At 70.9% G+C, this 20,520-nt stretch carries 13 protein-coding genes and 3 tRNA genes; 10 read left to right on the top strand and 6 right to left on the bottom strand.

Annotated elements, in window-relative coordinates; all coding sequences use genetic code 11:
• The first annotated feature begins 30 nt into the window (after positions 1–30).
• The 7 genes from pheT (at position 31) to recD (ending at position 12,965) form a co-directional block, all read left to right on the top strand.
• Positions 31–2,454, top strand: coding sequence for a phenylalanine--tRNA ligase subunit beta (gene pheT / locus M0L44_RS15260; protein WP_252770668.1), 2,424 nt, complete (start codon positions 31–33; stop codon positions 2,452–2,454).
• 23 nt (positions 2,455–2,477) lie between these two features.
• The gene (locus M0L44_RS15255; protein WP_252770667.1) at positions 2,478–2,852 is read left to right on the top strand and encodes an integration host factor subunit alpha; all 375 of its coding nucleotides are present in this window, start codon (positions 2,478–2,480) and stop codon (positions 2,850–2,852) included.
• 60 nt (positions 2,853–2,912) lie between these two features.
• Entirely contained in the window at positions 2,913–3,383 is a 471-nt protein-coding gene (locus M0L44_RS15250; RefSeq protein WP_252770666.1) for a MerR family transcriptional regulator, read from the top strand.
• Between the two features lie 31 nt (positions 3,384–3,414).
• Positions 3,415–3,491: transfer RNA gene (locus M0L44_RS15245), tRNA-Pro, on the top strand.
• Between the two features lie 156 nt (positions 3,492–3,647).
• The gene (gene recC / locus M0L44_RS15240) at positions 3,648–7,133 is read left to right on the top strand and encodes an exodeoxyribonuclease V subunit gamma (protein ID WP_252770665.1); all 3,486 of its coding nucleotides are present in this window, start codon (positions 3,648–3,650) and stop codon (positions 7,131–7,133) included.
• Position 7,134: 1 nt separating this feature from the next.
• Entirely contained in the window at positions 7,135–10,836 is a 3,702-nt protein-coding gene (gene recB / locus M0L44_RS15235; protein WP_252770664.1) for an exodeoxyribonuclease V subunit beta, read from the top strand.
• Complete coding sequence (gene recD, locus M0L44_RS15230) at positions 10,830–12,965, top strand: exodeoxyribonuclease V subunit alpha (protein WP_252770663.1); 2,136 nt, start codon at positions 10,830–10,832, stop codon at positions 12,963–12,965. The genes recB and recD overlap by 7 nt, the downstream gene beginning before the upstream one ends.
• Here recD and M0L44_RS15225 read toward each other — a convergent pair.
• Positions 12,904–13,257: an H-NS histone family protein gene (locus M0L44_RS15225; protein ID WP_252770662.1), complete on the bottom strand. Its 354-nt coding sequence runs from the start codon at positions 13,255–13,257 to the stop codon at positions 12,904–12,906. The two genes, recD and M0L44_RS15225, sit on opposite strands and share 62 nt — an antisense overlap.
• A 65-nt stretch (positions 13,258–13,322) precedes the next feature.
• The gene (locus M0L44_RS15220; protein ID WP_252770726.1) at positions 13,323–13,565 is read right to left on the bottom strand and encodes a hypothetical protein; all 243 of its coding nucleotides are present in this window, start codon (positions 13,563–13,565) and stop codon (positions 13,323–13,325) included.
• Positions 13,566–13,871: 306 nt separating this feature from the next.
• On the opposite strand from M0L44_RS15220, the gene M0L44_RS15215 reads away from it, so the two are divergent.
• Genes M0L44_RS15215 through M0L44_RS15205 form a run of 3 tightly spaced genes read left to right on the top strand, consistent with a single transcriptional unit; the run spans position 13,872 to position 18,508 of the window.
• The gene (locus M0L44_RS15215) at positions 13,872–15,578 is read left to right on the top strand and encodes an AMP-binding protein (protein ID WP_252770661.1); all 1,707 of its coding nucleotides are present in this window, start codon (positions 13,872–13,874) and stop codon (positions 15,576–15,578) included.
• 51 nt (positions 15,579–15,629) lie between these two features.
• Positions 15,630–16,808, top strand: a complete 1,179-nt coding sequence (locus tag M0L44_RS15210) for a helix-turn-helix domain-containing protein (RefSeq protein WP_252770660.1) — start codon at positions 15,630–15,632, stop codon at positions 16,806–16,808.
• The gene (locus M0L44_RS15205) at positions 16,805–18,508 is read left to right on the top strand and encodes an AMP-binding protein (protein ID WP_252770659.1); all 1,704 of its coding nucleotides are present in this window, start codon (positions 16,805–16,807) and stop codon (positions 18,506–18,508) included. Before M0L44_RS15210 ends, M0L44_RS15205 begins: the two co-directional genes overlap by 4 nt.
• Before the next feature lie 7 nt (positions 18,509–18,515).
• On the opposite strand, the gene M0L44_RS15200 is transcribed toward M0L44_RS15205, so the two are convergent.
• From M0L44_RS15200 to M0L44_RS15185, 4 genes are all read right to left on the bottom strand, one after another.
• Positions 18,516–19,823 (bottom strand): leucine-rich repeat-containing protein kinase family protein, encoded by a 1,308-nt coding sequence (locus tag M0L44_RS15200; protein ID WP_252770658.1) that lies wholly within the window; start codon positions 19,821–19,823, stop codon positions 18,516–18,518.
• Between the two features lie 25 nt (positions 19,824–19,848).
• On the bottom strand, positions 19,849–20,193 hold the full coding sequence (locus tag M0L44_RS15195) for a zinc ribbon domain-containing protein YjdM (RefSeq protein WP_252770657.1): 345 nt from the start codon (positions 20,191–20,193) through the stop codon (positions 19,849–19,851).
• A gap of 84 nt (positions 20,194–20,277) precedes the next feature.
• A tRNA-Asn gene (locus M0L44_RS15190) sits at positions 20,278–20,353 on the bottom strand.
• 84 nt (positions 20,354–20,437) lie between these two features.
• Positions 20,438–20,513: transfer RNA gene (locus tag M0L44_RS15185), tRNA-Asn, on the bottom strand.
• Positions 20,514–20,520: the final 7 nt, after the last annotated feature.

Here is a 20,520-nt window from a genome sequence, read left to right as displayed (position 1 = left end):
CCGTTTCCCAGAACATCATCGGATCCCAACATGCAATTCCCTGAATCCTGGTTGCGCGAGTTCTGCAACCCACCGATCTCCACCCAGCAACTGGCCGACCTGCTGACCATGGCCGGTCTGGAGGTGGAAGAGATGAGCCCGGTGGCGCCGCCGTTCACGAACATCGTGGTGGGCGAGATCGTCGAGGCCGAGCAGCATCCCAATGCCGACCGCCTGCGCGTGTGCCGCGTGGACGCCGGCCCGCACAGCAAGGACGGCCCGCTGCAGATCGTCTGCGGTGCGCCGAACGCCCGCGTGGGCATCCGCGTGCCCCTGGCCATGGTGGGCGCCGAACTGCCCCCGGGCGAAGATGGCAAGCCCTTCCAGATCAAGGTGGGCAAGCTGCGCGGCGTGGAAAGCTTCGGCATGCTGTGCTCGGCCCGCGAACTGCAGCTCAGCGAGGACCATGGCGGCCTGCTGGAGCTGCCGGCCGACGCGCCGCTGGGCCAGGACATCCGCCAGTACCTGAACCTGGACGACACGCTCTTCACCCTCAAGCTCACGCCCAACCTGGCGCACTGCCTGAGCGTGTACGGCGTGGCGCGCGAGGTCTCCGCGCTGACCGGCACGCCGCTGAACGCGCCCCGCATCGACGCCGTGGCCCCCGCGCTGGACGACACCCTGGCGGTGGACGTGCAGGCCAGCGACCTGTGCGGCCGCTTCTCGGGTCGCATCGTGCGCGGCGTGACCACCCAGGCCCAGACGCCGGCCTGGATGGTCGAGCGCCTGGCGCGCTGCGGCCAGCGCGCGGTGAGCCCGCTGGTGGACATCTCCAACTACGTGATGTTCGAGCTGGGCCGCCCGTCGCACATCTTCGACCTGGACAAGATCCACGGCGGCTTGCAGGTGCGCTGGGGCCGCGAGGGCGAGACGCTCAAGCTGCTCAACGGCAACACCATCACGGTGGATGGCCAGGTTGGCGTGATCGCCGATGACCAGGCCGTCGAATCGCTGGCCGGCATCATGGGCGGTGACGCCACCGCCGTGTCCGACGACACCCGCAACATCTACATCGAAGCTGCCTTCTGGTGGCCCACGGCCATCGCCGGCCGCTCGCGCCGCTTCAACTTCTCGACCGATGCCGGCCACCGCTTCGAACGCGGTGTGGACCCGCAGCAGACGGTCGAGCACATCGAGCGCATCACTGCGTTGGTGCAGCAGATCTGCGGCGGCCAGGCCGGCCCGATCACCGACGTGCAGCCGGCCATGCCCGAGCGCCGGCCGGTGCGCCTGCGCGTGGCCCGCGCGGCCAAGGTCATCGGCATGCCCGTCACCCAGGCAGAGTGCGTGGGCGTGATGCAGCGTCTGGGCCTGCAGACCACCGAAGGCGAGGGCGAGCTGACCGTCACGCCGCCGTCCTGGCGCTTCGACCTGACGATCGAGGAAGACCTGATCGAGGAGGTGGTGCGGGTGCTGGGCTTCCACCGCCTGCCCGCCACCCCGCCGCTGGCTCCGGTGACCGTGAAGGTGCGCCCCGAGGCGCGCCGCAGCAGCCACGCCGTGCGCCATGCCCTGGCCGCACTGGGCTACCAGGAGACGATCAACTTCAGCTTCGTCGAGGAACGTTGGGAGCGTGAGCTGTCCGGCAACGAGGACCCGATCAAGGTGCTCAACCCCATCGCCGCCCCGCTGGCCGTGATGCGCTCGAGCCTGATGGGCAGCCTGGTCAATGTGCTCAAGTACAACCTGGCGCGCCGGGCCTCGCGCGTGCGGGTGTTCGAGGTGGGCCGCGTGTTCTGGCGCGACGCCAGCGTGGCCTCCACCGATACCAGCGTCGCAGGTGTCTGCCAGCCCATGCATGTCGGCGGTCTGGCCTATGGTCAGGCCTTGCCGCTGCAGTGGGGCGAGCCCGAGCGCAACGTCGATTTCTTCGATGCGAAGGGCGATGTCGAAGCGCTGCTCGCGCCGTACAAGGCCAGCTTCCAGGCGGCCGAGCATCCCGCCATGCACCCGGGACGCTGTGCCGCGGTGTTGCTGGATGGCGAGGTGATCGGCCATGTGGGCGAGTTGCATCCCAAGTGGCGCCAGGCCTATGACCTGCCACAGGCTCCGGTGCTGTTCGAGCTCAATCTGTCCGCCGTGCAGGCACGCCCCGTGCCGGTCGCCCAGCCGGTGCCGCGCCAGCAGAGCAGCCTGCGCGACCTGGCCCTGGTGGTCTCCGACAAGGTCAGCCACGAAGCCCTGATCGACACCCTGCGCGCTGACCCGCAAGGCCTGGTGCGCACGGCGGTGCTGTTCGACATCTACAAGCCGGCCCAGCCCACGGCCGACATCCCGGCAGGCGAGCGCAGCCTGGCGGTGCGCCTGGAACTGCTGGACAACGAGACCACGCTGAACGACGAGCGCATCGAGGCGGTCATCGCCGCCGCGGTGGCTCGGGTGCAAGCGGCCCACGGCGCACGCCTGCGTGCTTGAATGGAAGTAGGAGAGGGAAGTCGATGAGCATGGATGCCCAAGACGATCTGCCCGGCGGCGAGCGCGTGCTGCTGACCTCGGTGGAAACGCCGACGCTGACCAAGGCCGAGCTGTCCGAACTGCTGTTCGAACGACTCGGCCTCAACAAGCGCGAGTCCAAGGACATGGTCGAGGCCTTCTTCGAGATCATCACGGAGGCCCTCGTCAAGGGTGAGGATGTGAAGCTCTCGGGGTTCGGCAATTTTGCAATTCGTCGCAAAGCGCCGCGCCCAGGACGGAACCCGCGCACGGGCGAGTCGATCCCTATCAAGGCCCGCAATGTGGTCACGTTCCACGCCAGCGCCAAGCTCAAGGCGGTGGTGCAGGGCGATGTCCCGCCCTCCGAAGACTTCGAGTAAAGTTTCCTCTCCCTGTTCGCGCCGGCCCCATCGCTGGTGCGCTCCTGTTGAATCCACGCCATGTCAGACGCCCACATCGAGCTGCCGGCCATCCCCGCCAAGCGCTACTTCACCATCGGTGAGGTCAGCGAGCTGTGCGGGGTGAAGCCCTATGTGCTGCGCTACTGGGAGCAGGAGTTCACCCAACTGCGGCCAATGAAGCGCCGCGGCAACCGCCGCTACTACCAGCATCACGAGGTGCTGCTGATCCGCCGCATCCGCGAACTGCTGTACGACCAGGGTTTCACGATCAGCGGAGCGCGCAACCGCCTGATCGAGGGTGATTCGGGGGATGCGGCGGCCCAGGACGATGTGGTGGTGCTTGACGGCCTTGATGTGCGAGAGCCGTCTGCGACGGCCGTGCCCATGGCGGCCCTGGCCAGCCACCTCGCCATCGCCGAACTCAGCGTGCGTCCGCCGCTGCCGGACAACCCCAGCCTGGCTCAGCTGCGCGAAGAACTTCAATCGATTCACGAATTACTTTCCATCTGACCCATTTCCGGTATATACTTCTAGCTTCAGTCGGGGTGTAGCGCAGCCTGGTAGCGCACTTGCATGGGGTGCAAGGGGTCGCGAGTTCGAATCCCGCCACCCCGACCAAAGAAAGCACGAGCCCGGTTCCGAAAGGAACCGGGCTTTTTGCTTTGTGGCGCGCCCTTTGGGCATGCACCATGCGCCGCCGTTCGCTCAGGCTCTTCTCCTGAGCCACTCCTGTGCGAGTCTGATGAAGACCTTCTTCCGACCGATACTCGCACCATGAGCGCCTCCCTCCCCACCGGCCTGCTGGTCCTGCACGGCAACCGCGCCGAACTGCTGGCCGAGACGGTGGCCGGCTGGCTGGCCCGGCAACCGCTCTCACCACTGGAAGACGAGATCGTGCTGGTGCAGAGCAACGGCATGGCCGAGTGGCTGAAGATGACGCTGGCCGGCACGATGGGCGTGTGTGCCGCCTCGCGGGTGGAGCTGCCCGCGCGCTTCCAGTGGTGGCTCTACCGCCAGGTGCTGGGCCGCGAAGGCGTGCCGCGCGATTCCCCGCTGGACAAGGCCGCGCTGACCTGGCGCCTGGTGCGTCTGCTGCCGGATCTGACCCAGCAGCCGGGCTTTGCGCCGGTGGCCGGCTTTCTGCACGACGACGACCCGGAGCGCCTGCTGCAACTGGCCCAGCGCCTGGCCGACCTGCTGGACCAGTACCAGGTCTACCGGGCCGACTGGCTGGGCGACTGGGCTGAAGGGCAGGACGTGCTGCGCGACGGCCATGGACAGACCGTGCCGGTGCCTGCCGACCAGGCCTGGCAGCCGCTGCTGTGGCGGGCGCTGCTGGCCTCGGTGGGGCCGGGTGCGCTGGGTGCCTTGCGGCCTCAATTGCACCGTCAGGTGTTGGCCCGGCTGCACGAGGCCGATCACTTCGCCGGCCCCTTGCCGCGCCGCGTGGTGCTGTTCGGCATGACCCATGTGCCCCTGCCCACACTGGAACTGCTGGCGGCCCTGTCCCGCCACAGCCAGGTGGTGCTGGCGGTGCCCAACCCCTGCCGTTTCCACTGGGCCGACATCATCGATGGCCGCGAGCTCTTGCGTCAGCAGCGCCGCCGCCAGCCGCTCAAGGCCGGGCGCGATTTGGCCGAGACCCCGTTGGAGGCCCTGCATCTGCACGCCCACCCGCTGCTGGCCGCCTGGGGCCGCCAGGGGCGGGACTTCGTGCGTCAGCTTGACGCCTTCGACGACGCCCAACAGGCGCGCCAGCGCTTTGCCCTGCCGCGGCTGGACCTCTTCGACGAGGAGGGCGCCGACGATGGCGCGGTCGGGCTGCCGCTGCTGCGCCAGGTGCAGGCCCACATCCGTGACCTGACGCCGCTGGCCGAGCATCCCCACGCCGAAATCGCGGCTGACGACCGTTCCATCGTCTTCCAGTTGGCGCACAGCGCCATGCGCGAGGTCGAGGTGCTGCACGACCACCTGCTGCGCGAGCTGGCCCGGCCCACACCCGCGGGCGAACGGGCCCTGGCCCCACGCGACATCGTGGTGATGGTGCCGGACATCGAAGCCTTCGCGCCCGCCATCCACGCCGTGTTCGGCCAGTACGGGCGTCATGACGCCCGCCACATCCCCTACGACATCGCCGACCTCAGCGCCAAGCGCAGCAGCCCCATCGTCACCGCCGTCGAATGGCTGCTGCGCCTGCCGCAGCAGCGCTGCACCGCCAGCGAGCTGCGCGACCTGATCGAGGTACCCGCCCTGGCGGCCCGTTTCGGCCTGGACGCCGAGGCCCTGCCACGGCTGACCCAGTGGATGGAGGATGCCGGTCTTCGCTGGGGCTTGTCGGCCGCGCAGCGTGAGCGCCTGGGCCTGGCCGAATGCGGCCCGGTCAACAGCGCCTGGTGGGCGCTGCGGCGCATGCTGATGGGCTATGCCGCCGGCGGTGCGCCCCGGGCCCCCGGGGTGGACGAACCCTTTGCCGGCATCGAACCCCATGCCGAGGTGGCGGGCCTGGAGGCCGAGCTGGCCGGGGGCCTGGCCGAGCTGCTGGACCGCCTGAATCACTGGTGGCCGCAGTTGGACACACCCGCCACGCCGGTCGAATGGGCCGAGCGCGGGCGGGCACTGCTGGCGGATCTCTTCCTCGGCCGCAGCGAGGACGAACGCCAGGTGCTGCAGGCGCTGGACGAGGCCCTGTCGCGCTGGCTGCGTGACTGCGACCTGGCCGGCTTCGACCGCCCGGTGCCCCTGGCGGTGGCGCGGGAGGCCTGGCTGGGCGCACTGGACGAGCCTGCGCTGAACCGACGCTTCCGGGCCGGCGGCGTGACCTTCTGCACCCTGATGCCGATGCGGGCCATCCCTTTCGAACTGGTCTGCCTGCTGGGCATGAACGAAGGCGACTACCCGCGCCGCGCGCCGCGCAGCGACTTCGACCTGATGGCCCAGCCCGGCCAAGGCCGCCCGGGTGACCGCGCCCGGCGCGACGACGACCGCCAGCTGATGCTGGAAGCGCTGCTGTCTGCCCGCCGGCAGCTCTATGTCAGTTGGACAGGCCGCAGCGTGCGCGACAACAGCGCGCAACCGCCCTCGGTGCTGGTGGCCCAGTTGCGCGATTACCTGGCCGCCGGCTGGAGCCCGGCCGTGGTGACTGAACGCACCCGGGAGCATCCGCTGCAGCCTTTCAGCCGCCGCTACTTCGAGCCCGGCAGCGCATTCCAGACCTACGCCCGGGAATGGCGGCAGGCCCATGCGGCCGCCGTGGCTGAGGCGCCGTCGCCTGCCCCGGTGGTGCAGGAGGCCGAGGCCGTACCCACCGTGCTGACACTGGAGTTGCTCGCCCGCTTCCTGCGCAACCCGGTCAAGGCCTTCTTCCGCCACCGGCTGGGTGTGGTCTTCGATGAGGCCGATGCGCTCACCGAGGACGAGGAACGCTTTGCGCTGGATGGGCTGGAGGCCCACGGTTTGCTGGGCCGTCTGCTGGAGCAGGCCGTGGGCGCGGCGGGCGATGCGCAGGCCCCCGTGAACGCTGCGACCCTGGTCCAGCAGATCCAGCGCGAAGGGGCGCTGCCCCTGGGCGGGCCGGGGCAGAAGGTGGCCCAGACCCTGGCCGAGATGCTGGACCGTCAGCTGGCCGCCTGGGCGCGCGAACAAGCCCAGTGGCCCGAGCCGGCGCCCCACCGCCCGGTGGAGGCCCGTGCCGGCCAGGTGGTGCTGCAGGACTGGCTGCAGGGGCTGCGCCAGGCGCCCGGTGGTCTGCCGGTGGCCCTGCTCATCACGCCCAGCCGGCTGGTCCAGGGATCGCCGGGCAAGGAAACCCCGCGGGCCGAACCGCTGCTGGCGGCCTGGCTCTGGACCCTGGCCGCCGCTGCCATGGACACGCCGGTGGGCGTGGTGCTGGTGGGGCGGGACGCCACGCTGCGCTGCCAGCCGTCCGACGGGGAAGAGGCGAGGGCGGTGCTGCCCGCGCTGCTCGAAGGCTGGCAGGCCGGCATGGACGCGCCCCTGCCGGTGGCCTTGCGCACCGCGCTGGCCTGGGTGCGGCAGGAACGACCGGAACAGGCCTACGAGGGCAGCTTCACCCACACCGGCGAGGTGGCCGACCCCTGTCTGGCCCGGCTGTTCGAGGATTTCGAGGCCCTGACGGTCGATGGCCAGTTCGAGGTCTGGGCCGCGCGGCTTTACGCCCCGCTGGCCGCCTGGGTGGCGCAGCAGGTGCAAATCGAGATGCACGGCAGCGGCCTGGATACCCTGGCCGAGGAGGAGGGCTGAGATGAGCGAACCCACCAGCCAACGCCTGGACCCTTTGAACTTTCCGCTGCACGGCAGCCAGCTGATCGAGGCCAGCGCCGGCACTGGCAAGACCTGGACGATCGCCGCGCTCTACCTGCGCCTGGTGCTGGGCCACGGCGGCGAACAGGCCTGCCCGCGCGGGCCGCTGCGGCCCGACCAGATCCTGGTCATGACCTTCACCCGCGCGGCCACCCGCGAGCTGTCGGACCGCATCCGCGCCCGCCTGCTGGAGGCTGCCCAGGTCTTCCGCGCCGGGCCGCAGGCCCTGCCTGCGGGCGACGAGTTCCTGGCGGCGCTGCTGGCCTCCTGCCCCGGTGAAGCCGAACGGCAGCAGGCCGCCTGGCGCCTGGCCCTGGCGGCCGAGGGCATGGACGACGCTGCCATCCACACCATCGACGCCTGGTGCCAGCGCATGCTGCGCGAGCACGCCTTCGACAGCGGCCAGCTCTTCGAGGAAGAGCTGGTGCCCGACGAGGCCCAGCTGCTGACCCAGGCCGCCCACGACCACTGGCGCCAGCAGGTCTACCCGCTGCGGGGCGAACTGCTGGACGAGGTGCTGTCCCTGTGGCCCGATGTGACGGCCTTGCAGGCCGATGCCGCGGCCCTGCTGGACCTGCCGCGGCCGGCCACGGCCGGGCAGGGGCGGCTGGCCGACGTGGTGCAGCAGGCCCGTCAGGCCCGCGCCGACGCCCTGACCCGGCTGCGTGACGGCTGGGCCGCGCGGGCCGAGGATCTGCGTGCCTGGTTGCTGGACCAAGTGGCGGACAAGGGCGCCTGGAACGGCGCCAAGCTCAAGCCGGCCAATTTCGGCAAGTGGCTGGACAACCTGGCGGCCTGGGGCCGTGGCGGGCCGGACGCCCCCGACCAGCCCGACCTGAAAACCGGCTGGACACGGCTGACCGTGGCCGGCCTGCTGGAGGCCCGCAAGCCCGATCTGCCTCCGCCGGCCTGGCCCCCCGCGCTGGCCGAACTGGAGGCCTTGCCCGCGGCCCTGGCCGGCCTGCCGTCGGTGCGCGACACCCTGCGCCTGCATGCGGCGGCCCGCATCGCCGCGCGCCTGGCCCTGCTCAAGCGCCAGGCCGCCCAGTTCGGCTTTGCCGATCTGCAGCAGCGCCTGCTGCAGGCCCTGGACGGGCCGCGTGGCGAGGCCCTGCGCCAGCGCATCGTCGGCCAGACCCCGGTGGCCCTGATCGACGAATTCCAGGACACCTCGGCCCTGCAGTACGCGCTCTTTGACCGGCTCTACCGCGTGGCGGACAACGCGCCCGACACCGCGCTGCTGCTGATCGGCGACCCCAAACAGTCCATCTACCGCTTCCGGGGCGCCGACATCGGCAGCTACCTGCGCGCGCGCCAGGCCACCGAGGGCCGGCACCACATGCTCGGCACCAACTTCCGCTCCACCCAGGCCCTGGTGGCCGCGGTCAACCATGGGTTTGCCCAGGCCGAGGCCCGGCCGGGAGAGGGCGCCTTCGGCTACCGCAGCGCGGCCGGCAACCCGGTGCCCCTCGAACCCGTGGGGGCCCGGGGCCGGGCCGAACGCCTGGTGCACGACGGCGAGGGGGTACCGGCGCTGACCCTGGTGCACGACCTGCTGCCGCGCGCCTTCGAACAGCACTTGCGCCCCATGGCCGAACGATGCGCCGAGCAGATCGTGCAATGGCTCAACGGGCCTCAGACGGGCTTCGAGCGCACGGGGCAGGGCGTGCAGCGCCTGCGCCCGGCCGACATCGCGGTGCTGGTGCGCAGCGGGCGCGAGGCCCGGGCCGTGCGGGCCGCGCTGCGGCGCCGGCAGGTGGCCTCGGTGTACCTGTCCGACCGCGAATCGGTGCTGGCCAGCGACGAGGCCGCCGACCTGCTGCGCTGGTTGCAGGCCGTGGCCCAACCGCAGGACACCCGGCTGGTGCGCGCCGCCCTGGCCACCCGCACCCTGGGCCTGCCGCTGGCCACGCTGCAGCAGCTGGCCGACGACGACGAGGCCTTCGACCCCTATGCCGAGCTGATGCGCCAGCTGCAGGCCCTGTGGCAGGCGCAGGGCGTGCTGCCCCTGGTGCGCCAGACGGTGCACCGCCTGGACCTGGGCGCGCGTTGGCTGAGTCAGCCCGAGGGCGAACGCCGCCTGACCAACCTGCTGCACCTGGCCGAGCTGCTGCAGGCCCAGAGCGCGCGGCTGGAAGGCGAGCAGGCTCTGATCCGCTGGCTGGCCGAGGCCATCGACGACGCCCAGCAGGGCCGTGGCGGTGGCGGCGACGAGCAGATCGTCCGCCTGGAAAGCGATGCCGACCTGGTGCAGGTCATCACCGTGCACAAGAGCAAGGGCCTGGAGTACCCAGTGGTCTGTCTGCCCTTTGCCACCAGCCTGCGCCCGGCCGACGGGCGCAGCACACCCTTCGTGCTGCGCGAGGACGACGCGGGCCAACCCCGCCTGGTGCTGGCTCCGGGCAAGGACGACCTGGCATGGGCCGAACAGGAGCGCCTGCGCGAGGACCTGCGCTTGTTCTACGTGGCCCTGACCCGGGCCCGCCATGCCCTGTGGCTGGGCTTCACCGCGCTGACCATCGGCAACAGCCCCGCCTGCCAGACCCATCGCAGCGCGGCCGGCTGGCTGCTGGCCGGCCCCGAGGCCACCACGCCCGAGGCCCTGGCCCAGGCGCTGGTCGGCTGGGCCGCCGGCTGCCGGGACATCGCCCTGCAGCCAGCCGGCCCGGCGGTGGGCCTGACCCCGCTGGCCCCGCGCGAGGCACCGCTGCCCCTGGCCGAGGCCCCGGTCTACGCCGGCCAGTTCGACCGCCGCTGGGGCATCGGCAGCTTTTCGGCCCTGGTGCGCGACCTGGGTGGCGTGCCCAGCCTGGGCGTCACCCAGGCCCCGCGGCCGGCCGACGACGAGCCTGATGCCGAACCGGTGCCCGGCGCCATGCTGCGCGCCGCCACGGCGGACAACGCGCCGGCCTGGCACCGCTTCGAACGCGGGGCCCTGGCGGGCAACTTCCTGCACGACCAGCTGGAATGGCTGGCCCAGGAGGGTTTTGACCGCGCCGAGGAACCGATGGTGGCCGAGGCCCTGGCCCGACGCATCACCCGCACCGGCCGCGAGGCGGCCGCGCCGGACGTGGTGCACTGGCTGCAGACGCTGCTGCACACGCCGCTGCCGGGCCTGGGCGCACCGCTGGCCGACCTGCAGCGCCTGCTGCCCGAGATGGAGTTCTGGCTACCGGCCGAAAAGCTGCCGGTGGCCGAACTGGATGCGCTGTGCCAGGCCCATCTGCTGCCCGGCCAGCCCCGCCCGGCCCTGAGCGCGCGGGAGCTGCACGGCATGCTGATGGGCTTTGCCGACCTGGTGTTCGAGCACGACGGCCGCTACTGGGTGCTGGACTACAAGAGCAACCAGCTCGGGCCCGACGGCCGGGCCTACAGCCCCGAGGCGCTGGACGCGGCCATGCTTCACCACCGCTACGACGTGCAGGCCGCGCTCTACCTGCTGGCCCTGCACCGCCTGCTGCGCGCCCGCCTGGGCGATGCCTACCGGCCCGAGGCCCAGTTGGGCGGCGCGCTCTACCTCTTCCTGCGCGGCATCGACGGGCCGACCCGCGGCACCGTGCACCTGCCGCCGCCCCTGGCCCTGCTGGACGCCCTGGATGCCTGGCTGGGCGGGACCCCGGCCACGGAGGCCACGACATGCTGAGCAACGACCTGACGCGATCGCTTTTCGATGGCGATGACGACGAGGAGCGCGCGGACGAGGCCGCTGCTGCCAGCGGGCCGGCCTCGGCGGCGCCTGCGGCCGATTTGCCGGCCGGCACCCTGGCCTTGCTGCGCCAGTGGGTGGCCGCGGGCTGGCTGCGCCGGCTCGACGGCGCGCTGGCGGCCCTGCTCGCCGAGCTGGACCCCGAGGCCCCGCCCGCGCTGCTGCTCTGCGCGGCGGCCCTGGCCCATCTGGAGGGACACGGTCACACCGGCCTGGACCTGCGCGAGCTGATGACGCAGCCGTCCCGCCTGCTGGCCTGGCCCACCGAGGGCCTGGCCGCCTGGGACGCCGCTTGGGATGGGGCCTGGCAAGGCACCGGAGCCACGGCCTCGCTGGTCGCGCTGCAGCAGCAGCTGACCCGCAGCGCCACGGTGCGGGCCACCGAGACCGCGCCCGACACCGGCCAACCGCTGGTGCTGGAAGGCGAGATGCTCTACCTGCGGCGCTACTGGCACCACGAGCGGGCGGTGGCCCAGGCGGTGCGCCAGCGTTGCGGTGAGGAGCCGGCCCAGGCGCTGGAACCCGGCGCGCTGGCCCAGGCGCGGGCCTGGCTGGACCGCCTGTTCCCGCCGCGTGAGTGGGTGGACTGGCAGAAGGCCGCCTGTGCCCTGGCCCTGCGCGGCCGGCTGACCGTCATCACCGGCGGACCGGGCACCGGCAAGACCTACACCGCCGCCCGGCTGCTGGCCCTGCTGCTGGCCCAGGCGCCGGACCCGACCCAGCTGCGCGTGGCCCTGGCCGCGCCCACCGGCAAGGCGGCTGCGCGGCTCAAGCAGGCCATCGACAGCGCCCTGGGGCAGCTGGAAGCCGGCCTGGACGGGCTGCTCGACCTGCGGGAGCTGACCGAGCGCATCGGCGCCGCGCGCACCCTGCACGCGCTGCTGGGGGCCCGGCCCGACCGGCGCGCCTTCCGCCACGATGCCCGCCACCCGCTGGAGCTGGACGTGCTGATCGTGGACGAGGCCTCCATGGTCCACCTGGAGATGATGGCCGCCGTGCTGGCCGCGCTGCCGCCCGGGGCCCGGCTGGTGCTGCTGGGCGACAAGGACCAGCTGGCTTCGGTGGAGGCCGGGGCGGTGCTGGGCGACCTGTGCCGCGATGCGGTGGCCGGCCGTTACGACGCGGCCACCCGCGCCCACCTGGCCGCCAGCGCTGGCGTGCAACTGCCCGCCGAGTACGCCGACGATGCCGGCCCGCGCCTGGCCCAGCACACCGTGATGCTGCGCGAGAGCCGGCGCTTCGGCGGCGCCATCGGCCAGCTGGCCCAGGCCGTCAACGCCGGGGACCGTGCGGCCGTGCAGGCCCTGCTGGCCACGCGCGCCCAGGCCGAGGATCCGGCGATCCGCGCCCTGCAGGGCGGTCAGCCCGAGGCGCTGCTGTCACTGGCCTGCGCGGGTCGGGACGGTGCCCCGGGGGGCTATGGAGCCTATGTGGCCCTGCTGAAGGACCGGCCCGCGCCCGGTGGGGGCGAGCCGGTGCAGCGGGCCCATGAAGACTGGGTGCGCCGGGTGCTCACTGCCTTCGACCGCTTTCGCCTGCTGTGCGCCGTGCGCGACGGGGCCTGGGGCACCGAAGCCCTGAACCGCGCCGTGCCACAGGCCCTGGCCCGGCTGGGCTTGCGGCCACAGGGCGAGTGGTACGTGGGCCGGCCGGTGATGGTCACACGCAACGACCCGGCCCTGGGCGTGTTCAACGGCGACATCGGCATGGTGCTGCCCGGCGCGCGCAGCGAGGCACTGCGGGCCTGGTTCCTGGACGGCGAAACCCTGCGCTCGGTGGGCGTGGGCCGCCTGGCCCATGTCGAGACGGCGTTCGCCATGACGGTGCACAAGAGCCAGGGTTCGGAGTTCTGGCACACCGTTCTGGTGCTGCCCGAGCAGGCTGGCTCGCTGCTGAGCCGCGAGCTGGTCTACACCGGCATCACCCGGGCCCGTGAAGCCTTCACGCTGGTCACGGCCCGCGCCGGGGCCCTGGAGGAGGCGGTGCAGCAGCCGACCCGGCGGGTCAGTGGTCTGCTTCGGATGTTGGACCCGGGCGCAGCTCGTCCAGGCGATAGCCTTCCTTGAGCAGGGCGCTGCGCAACCAGTCGGGGTGAGGACCGTCACCGTCCCAGGTGTCGCCGGTGACGGGATGGCGGTACTTGACCGCGCGGGGGGCGGCAGCCGGCGGGGGCAGGTCCGGTGTGTCCCCCTCCAGATCGGCCACCGTGATGGCCCAATACTCCATCAGCGCCTCGATGCGGGCGATCACAGCCGTCCGCTCGCGTCGCGAAAGTGGCTGCCGCAGCGCATCCGACGCAGGCAGGGCCGAGTCAGGCTCGGGCAATTCGCTGGGCAAGGGCGACTCGGCGTCGTGCATGTGGGCTCGAACTCACCAACAAAAACGGCGCACCGCCGTGAAAGCGGTGCGCCGGTGAGGCGAAATCAGGATTTATTGGCAGCCAGCATGGCTTCGAGCTCTTTGCACGAAGGCGCACACACGGCTTGGGATTTGCCGAGCAGCTTGCGGGATTTCAGCTGGGCTCGGGGGCGATGCTTGCCACACAGGAAACACGACATCGTGGCGGCGCCGAAGGCACCTGTCGCGGAGAAGGGAGAACCCGCCACTTTCGAGCGGTAACGCAGACCACCGGCGTCGATGGCGGTCTTGGGATCGTCCTTGGCCAGAATACGCTCCTCAAACGAAAAAGTTCAACAACCGGTTTGGCAGACAAACCGCCTTGTGGGTGGTAAGGTCTGCTTCGATAACCTCTTATTATCGCGCAGCTGCACAAATCGGGCCAGCCTTTCCGCACGGTGAATACCCGCGAGTCGAAAATACCGCCGCTGATTCACGCAAGCCCTTGATCTGATGCAAGGCGAGGTGTTCCGCGCCGGAACACCGGTGCATGCGGGCTTCCCCCAGGCTTCCGGCCCTTGGCCGGTCTGCCTAAGCTCACCGGCATCTTCATCCATGCCGCCGAGCCATCTGCCATGAGCGACAACGCCGCCACGCAAGCCTTTCTCCAGGCCCGCCAGTTTCTGCAGGACCACCGCGAGGACTACGCCGCCGCCTATGCCGGCTTCCAATGGCCGGCACTGGAGCGCTTCAATTGGGCGCTGGACTACTTTGACGTGATGGCCCGTGACAACGCGGCTCCCGCCCTGTGGATCGTCGAGGAGGACGGACGCGAGGAGAAGCTGAGCTTTGCCCAATTGTCGCAGCGTTCCAGCCAGGCGGCGAACTGGCTGCACGCCCAGGGCGTGCGACGCGGCGACCGGGTGCTGCTGATGCTGGCCAACGAGCGCCCGCTGTGGGAGGCCATGCTGGGCTTGATCAAGCTGGGCGCGGTGATGATCCCGGCCACCACACTGCTGGTGGGCGATGACCTGCGCGACCGATTCGACCGCGGCGACGTCAAGCATGTGATCGTCGGCCATGCCCACGCCAGCAAGTTCGACGAGATGCCCGGCCAGTACACCCGCATCGTGGTGGGCGCAGACGTGGCCGGCTGGCAGCGCTTCGAGCAGGCCTACGAGGCTTCGGCGGACTTCGCCCCCGAAGGACAGACGCTCGCCAGCGACCCGCTGCTGCTGTACTTCACCTCGGGCACCACGTCCAAGCCCAAGCTGGTGCTGCACAGCCATCAGAGCTACCCGGTGGGGCATCTGTCGACCATGTACTGGATCGGCCTGAAGCCGGGCGACATCCACCTGAACATCTCCTCGCCGGGCTGGGCCAAGCATGCCTGGAGCTGCTTCTTTGCGCCCTGGAATGCCGGGGCCTGTGTGTTCATCTACAACTACAGCCGCTTCCAGGCACCGGCCTTGCTCGACGTGCTGCAGGCCAAGGGCGTGACCTCGCTGTGCGCCCCGCCGACGGTGTGGCGCATGCTGATCCAGCAGGACCTGGCGGCCTGGAAGGTCAGCCTGCGTGAACTGGTGGGCGCGGGCGAGCCGCTCAATCCGGAAGTGATCGATCAGGTGCGCCGGGCCTGGGGCCTGACCATCCGCGACGGCTTCGGCCAGTCGGAGACCACCTGCCAGATCGGCAACACCCCCGGCCAGCCGGTGAAGGAAGGCAGCATGGGCCGGCCGCTGCCGGGCTACAAGGTGGTGCTGCTGGACATCGACGACCAGGCGGTGGAAGAGGGCGAGGTGAGCCTGGAGCTGGGCGATGCGCGGCCCCTGGGCCTGATGCTGGGCTATGCGGGCGACCCGGAGAAGACCGAGCAGGTGATGCGCAACGGCCGCTACCGCACCGGCGACGTGGCCCAGCGCGACGCGCAGGGCTACATCACCTACGTCGGCCGGGCTGACGACGTGTTCAAGTCCTCGGACTACCGGCTCAGCCCCTTCGAGCTGGAATCGGTGCTGATCGAGCACCCGGATGTGGTGGAGGCTGCAGTCATCCCCAGCCCGGACCCGCTGCGCCTGTCGGTGCCCAAGGCGGTCATCGTGCTGCGCGATGGCGTGGAGGAAGGGCCGGAGGCAGCGCTGTCAATCTTCAGCTTCTGCCGCGAGCATCTGGCGCCGTACAAGCGCATCCGGCGCATCGAGTTCGCCACCCTGCCCAAGACCATCTCCGGCAAGATCCAGCGCGCGGTGCTGCGCAAGGGCGAGGCCCAGCGTGTGGCCGAGGGGCAACGTGGCGAGCGCGAGTACTGGGAGGAGGATTTCCCCGCTTTGGCGAAACGCTGACAGCCGTTAGGCTGGCGGCCGTGCTTGCCGCAGTGCAGCACGCGCCTGTCCATGCCTTCTTCGTCCCCCTGTGCCCAGGGCCTCACCGCCGGCCCCTTCTTCTCTACCCCCGAGCAACGCCTGGCGCTGGCGCGCGAGCGCTTCTTCGGCGCGGGCGAGCGCCCGACCGGGCTGGTGTCGGAGCCGGTGCTGGCCTCCTGGGGGCGTTGCGCTGGCGCGGGGCATGATCCGGCCGCCTGGCCAGGACACGTAGGACTGAGCGCCCTGCGCCTGGACAGCGCGCGCCGGCAGGCTCGCGCGCTGTGCCTGGCCGCACACGGCCCGTTGCAGGAACTGGCGGCGGCGCTGCAGGCCAGTCCGGCGGCCATCGGTCTCACGGATGGCCGCGGCGTCGTGCTCGAAGCGGCCGGTGCCGAAGCCTGGGCCCCGCCGAGTGAGGTGGGACTGCGGGCCGGGACCGACTGGTCCGAGGCCGCCCTGGGCACCAATGCCGTGGCACTGGCCTTGGCGCAGGGCTCCGCCATCCAGGTGCGCCGGGGAGAGCACTTCTACGAGGCCTGGGGGCAGTGTCAGGATGCGGCGGCGCCGGTGCTTGATGTGAGGGGACAGTTGGTGGGAACCGTGCTGCTGATGACCCAGGCGCCGGCTTTCGGTTTTGACCCGGTGGCGGTGGTGAGCCAGTACGCCTCGGCCATTGAGAACCAGTTGCTGCGGCAGCAGGCCGATGTCGACGGGCTGCTGGAGTTCCAGACCTCGCCGGACCTGTTGGGCACGCCGCTGGCCGCCCTGCTGGGGGTGGATGCGCAGGGGCAGGTGATCTGGCTCAACGGTGTCGCGCGTCGCCTGACCGGCTGGGAAGGCGGGCCGATGCCCTCGGTCCAGGGGCTGCTGGGCGAAGCCGCCGGCTGGCCGGCGCTCGAGGGGGTGGTTCGCCCCCTGTGTCTGCCCAGCGGCCTCACGGTCTGGCTGCGAAGCAGCCTGCGCCTGCCCGCCGCCGGTGCCCTGGCGCCACCGCCAGCGCAGGACCCACCGGACGAGGAGACGGCCCTGGCCTCGCCACGCCTGGCCGATGCCAGCCGCGCCCTGATCGACCAAACCCTGGCCGCCTGCGGGGGCAATGTGTCACTGGCCGCCAAGCGGCTGGGCATCTCCCGCGGGCGCATCTACCGCCATCTGCAGGCTCAAGACAAGACCGCTGTGCCCGCCACCTCCGAGAGGAATCCTTCGTGAACGCAGACGTGCCGGCAGAAGGTTTGCAGGGCTTTCTGGACGCCCGCCGCTGGCTGCTGGATCACCGCACCGATCTGGCCACGGCCTGCGCGGGCTTCCGCTGGCCGCGGCTGGAGCACTTCAACTGGGCGCTGGACTACTTCGACCCCATGGCCCGCGACAACGCAGCAGTGGCCCTGTGGATCGTCGACGCCAAGGGACGGGACGAGACGGTGAGCTTTGCCGAGCTGTCCCGGCGTTCCGGCCAGGTGGCCATGTGGCTGCGTGCGCAGGGCATTCAGCGCGGCGACCGGGTGCTGCTGATGCTGGGCAACGAGCGGGCCCTGTGGGAATCGATGCTGGCCCTCATGAAGCTGGGGGCGGTCATCGTGCCGGCCACGGCCCAGCTGACACCGCAGGACCTGGCCGACCGCTTCACCCGCGGCGAGGTGCGCCACGTCATCTGCGCGGCCGGGCAGCGCGACAAGTTCGACGCCATCGGCGGGGACTACACCCGCATCGTCGTGGGGCATGCGGCGCCGGGCTGGCGGGCGTTCGACGAGGCCAGCACGGCACCGACCAAATTCGTCCCGCTGGGGCTGACGCGGGCCAGCGACCCGCTGCTGCTGTACTTCACCTCCGGCACGACCAGCCAGCCCAAGCTGGTGGCCCACAGCCACGAGAGCTACCCGGTGGGGCACCTCTCGACCATGTACTGGCTGGGCTTGCGGCCCGGTGACCTGCATTTCAACATCTCCAGCCCGGGCTGGGCCAAGCATGCCTGGAGCACCTTCTTTGCACCCTGGAATGCCGGCGCAGGCGTGCTGGTGCTGAACCATCCCCGTTTCAGCGCCGAGGCGGTGCTGGACGTGCTGCGCAGCCGGCCGGTCAGCTCGTTGTGCGCGCCGCCGACGGTCTGGCGCATGTTGCTGCGGGCCGGATTGGGTGCTCGGCCGACAGCGCTGGCCGATGTGATGAGTGCCGGTGAACCCCTGCACGCGGAGCTGATGGCCTCGGTGCGGGACGCCTGGGATTTGTGCCTGCGGGACGGCTACGGCCAGACCGAAACCACCTGCCAGATCGGCAACCCGCCGGGCAGGCCGATCCAGCCGGGCTGCATGGGCTGGTCACTGCCGGGTTACCGGGTGGAGCTGCTGGACGGCAACGACCAGCCGGCCCAGGAAGGAGAGATCAGCCTGCCGCTGGATGCGCCGCTGCCGCCGCTGATGCTGGGCTATGCGCACGAGCCGGAGCGCAATGGCCAGGCCATGCGCGCCGGGCACTACCGCACTGGCGACCTGGCGCGGCGGGACGCCGACGGCGGCTTCTACTACCTCAGCCGCGCGGACGACGTGTTCAAGTCCTCCGACTACCGGATCAGCCCGCCCGAACTGGAGGCCGTGCTGCTGCAGCATCCTGCCGTGGCCGAGGTGGCCGTGGTGCCGTACCCGGACGACACCCGCCTGGCCTACCCCAAGGCCTATGTGAGCCTGAACCCGGGCTGGGAGGCGGGTGCGCCGCTGGCCCAGGCCCTGATGGCCTTCGGGCGGGAGCGGCTGGCACCCTTCAAGCGGGTGCGACGGGTGGAGTTTGCGCCGCTGCCGCGCACCATCTCCGGCAAGGTGCAGCGGGGGCTGTTGAGGGCGCGGGAGCTGGGGCGAGCCGCCTGTGGCGAGCGCGCCGCCGCAGAATTCCGCGAGGAAGACGCGGCGACGGACTGAGCCCCGCTCAGTCCAGGAAAGGACGCAGGGCGGCCGCCAGGTCTCCGGCCAGCGGGCGCTGGGTGGGGTCGCGGTGCTGGCAGGCAACGCACAGGCGGGTCAGCGCGGGAGGCGGAGGGGCCTCACAGCGGGCCAGCCCCTCGTCCAGCAGATGGCCGAAGGCCAGCACATCCAGCCGCTGCACCGCCTGGGCCTGGGCCTTCGGCAGGGCCTGCAGCAGCGACGCCGCCCCGAAGTCTCCCAGCCAGGCCTGGCCCTCGCCATCGTGCAGGATGTTGTGGGCGTAAAGATCCCCGTGGGCCACGCCGCGCGCGTGCAGGTGCGCCAGTGCATCGGCCAGCCCGGCGGCCATGCGCAGGAGGGTGGCCGCACTCAGGCGCAGCGAGGGGGCGTAGACATCGCGGCTGCAGCTGTCCAGGCTGGGCGGGGCGGCCAGGACGCGGCAGGCCGGGTCGATCAGCGGCATCAGCAGGCCGTCGGCGCCTTCGGGGTGCTCGCTCAGGCGGGCCTCGACGCCGATCAGCCGCGGATGCCGGCCCGCCTGCAGCGCGGCGGCCAGTTCGCTGCCGGGCAGTCCGTCGCTCGTCAGCGCACCCTTGAAGATCTTCAGGGCCCGCGGCCGACCGGTGGCGTCGTGCACGCGGTGGATCTGTCCCGAGGCGCCCTGGCCCAGCAGGGCCCCGATCTGCAACTGGCCCCAGTGCACCTGGGGCAGGGCGGTCTGCCGCAGACCAGCGGCCTCGTGATCCAGGGTCAGCGGGTTGCCGCCAAAGGCCAGCCAGGCCAGCCTGGGCAGGGTCAGCAGGACCTCGGGCAGCACCTCGAAGCGGTTGGCAGCGATGCGCAGCAGGGCCAGTTGCTCGCAGTGGGCCAGGCGGGCAGGCAGGGTGCGGAGGCGGTTGCCGGCCAGGGCCAGCTTCTCCAGCCGTGGGCAGTCGCCCAGGGTCTCGGGCAGGGTGTCGATGCGGTTGTCGGTAAGGATCAACCAGCGCAGCCGGGGTGGCAGGGCCGCGGCGGGAACCTCTCGAATCTGGTTGCTCTTGAAGGCCACCATCTCCAGCGCCGGGCAGCGGCCCAGCACCTCGGGTATGCGCTCGAAGCGGTTGCCCGTACAGAACAGGATGCGCAGCCTGTGCAGGCGCGGCAGGTCTGCCGGCAGATCCTCCAGCGCATTGCCGCCCAGGTCCAGGATCTCCAGCGTGTCGGCCAGCGCAAAGACTTCGCGCGGCAGTTCGCGCAGCCCCAGTTGCGTCAGGTCCAGGCGCTGCACGCCGTGCAGCTGGCCTGCGCGCAGGGCCTCCAGGGTGTCCGGCATGGCCATCGGGAATCGAGAGGCCCGCTCAGACCTTCTTCACGAACTCGGACTTCAGCCCCATCGCGCCAACGCCATCGATCTTGCAGTCGATGTCATGGTCGCCGTCGGCCAGGCGGATGTTCTTCACCTTGGTGCCGACCTTGACCACCGAGGAGGAGCCCTTGATCTTGAGGTCCTTGATGACCGTCACCGTGTCGCCATCCTGCAGCACGTTGCCGACGGCATCGCGCACGACGCGCACCTCGTCGGTCGCCACCGGCTCCGCGCCTGCAGCCGACCACTCGTGGCCGCATTCGGGGCAGACCAGCATCGCGCCGTCTTCATAGGTGTAGGCCGATTGGCACTTGGGGCAGGCGGGCAGGGTGCTCATGCGAAGGCTCACGCAAAAAAGGGGTGGACCGGGACGGAACAATGAAGAAGGCCCCACACGCTTGCACGTGCAGGGCCTTGAATTTGGCTCCCCGACCTGGGCTCGAACCAGGGACCTACGGATTAACAGTCCGGCGCTCTACCAACTGAGCTATCGGGGAATGGTTTTATGTCGGCCAAGGCATGCGGTGGCACCTTGGCGTCTTGGTGATGCCTGCGACGCTTGATCGCGGCATTCTTGAATTTGGCTCCCCGACCTGGGCTCGAACCAGGGACCTACGGATTAACAGTCCGGCGCTCTACCAACTGAGCTATCGGGGAAGTGAAG

Origin of the sequence: Ideonella oryzae, assembly GCF_024055665.1 — a bacterium.
Classification (GTDB): Bacteria; Pseudomonadota; Gammaproteobacteria; order Burkholderiales; family Burkholderiaceae_C; genus Ideonella; species Ideonella oryzae.
Note: the sequence above shows the minus strand (reverse complement) of the source record. Positions and strands in the feature narration are given on the sequence as shown.

Excerpts from the sequence above, each read along its gene's own strand:
- M0L44_RS15255 (WP_252770667.1), top strand. The coding sequence starts at position 2,478 with ATGAGCATGGATGCCCAAGACGATCTGCCCGGCGGCGAGCGCGTGCTG.
- recC (WP_252770665.1), top strand. The coding sequence starts at position 3,648 with ATGAGCGCCTCCCTCCCCACCGGCCTGCTGGTCCTGCACGGCAACCGC.
- recD (WP_252770663.1), top strand. The coding sequence starts at position 10,830 with ATGCTGAGCAACGACCTGACGCGATCGCTTTTCGATGGCGATGACGAC.
- M0L44_RS15215 (WP_252770661.1), top strand. The coding sequence starts at position 13,872 with ATGAGCGACAACGCCGCCACGCAAGCCTTTCTCCAGGCCCGCCAGTTT.
- pheT (WP_252770668.1), top strand. The coding sequence starts at position 31 with ATGCAATTCCCTGAATCCTGGTTGCGCGAGTTCTGCAACCCACCGATC.
- M0L44_RS15250 (WP_252770666.1), top strand. The coding sequence starts at position 2,913 with ATGTCAGACGCCCACATCGAGCTGCCGGCCATCCCCGCCAAGCGCTAC.
- M0L44_RS15195 (WP_252770657.1), bottom strand. The coding sequence starts at position 20,193 with ATGAGCACCCTGCCCGCCTGCCCCAAGTGCCAATCGGCCTACACCTAT.
- recB (WP_252770664.1), top strand. The coding sequence starts at position 7,135 with ATGAGCGAACCCACCAGCCAACGCCTGGACCCTTTGAACTTTCCGCTG.
- M0L44_RS15210 (WP_252770660.1), top strand. The coding sequence starts at position 15,630 with ATGCCTTCTTCGTCCCCCTGTGCCCAGGGCCTCACCGCCGGCCCCTTC.
- M0L44_RS15225 (WP_252770662.1), bottom strand. The coding sequence starts at position 13,257 with ATGCACGACGCCGAGTCGCCCTTGCCCAGCGAATTGCCCGAGCCTGAC.
- M0L44_RS15200 (WP_252770658.1), bottom strand. The coding sequence starts at position 19,823 with ATGCCGGACACCCTGGAGGCCCTGCGCGCAGGCCAGCTGCACGGCGTG.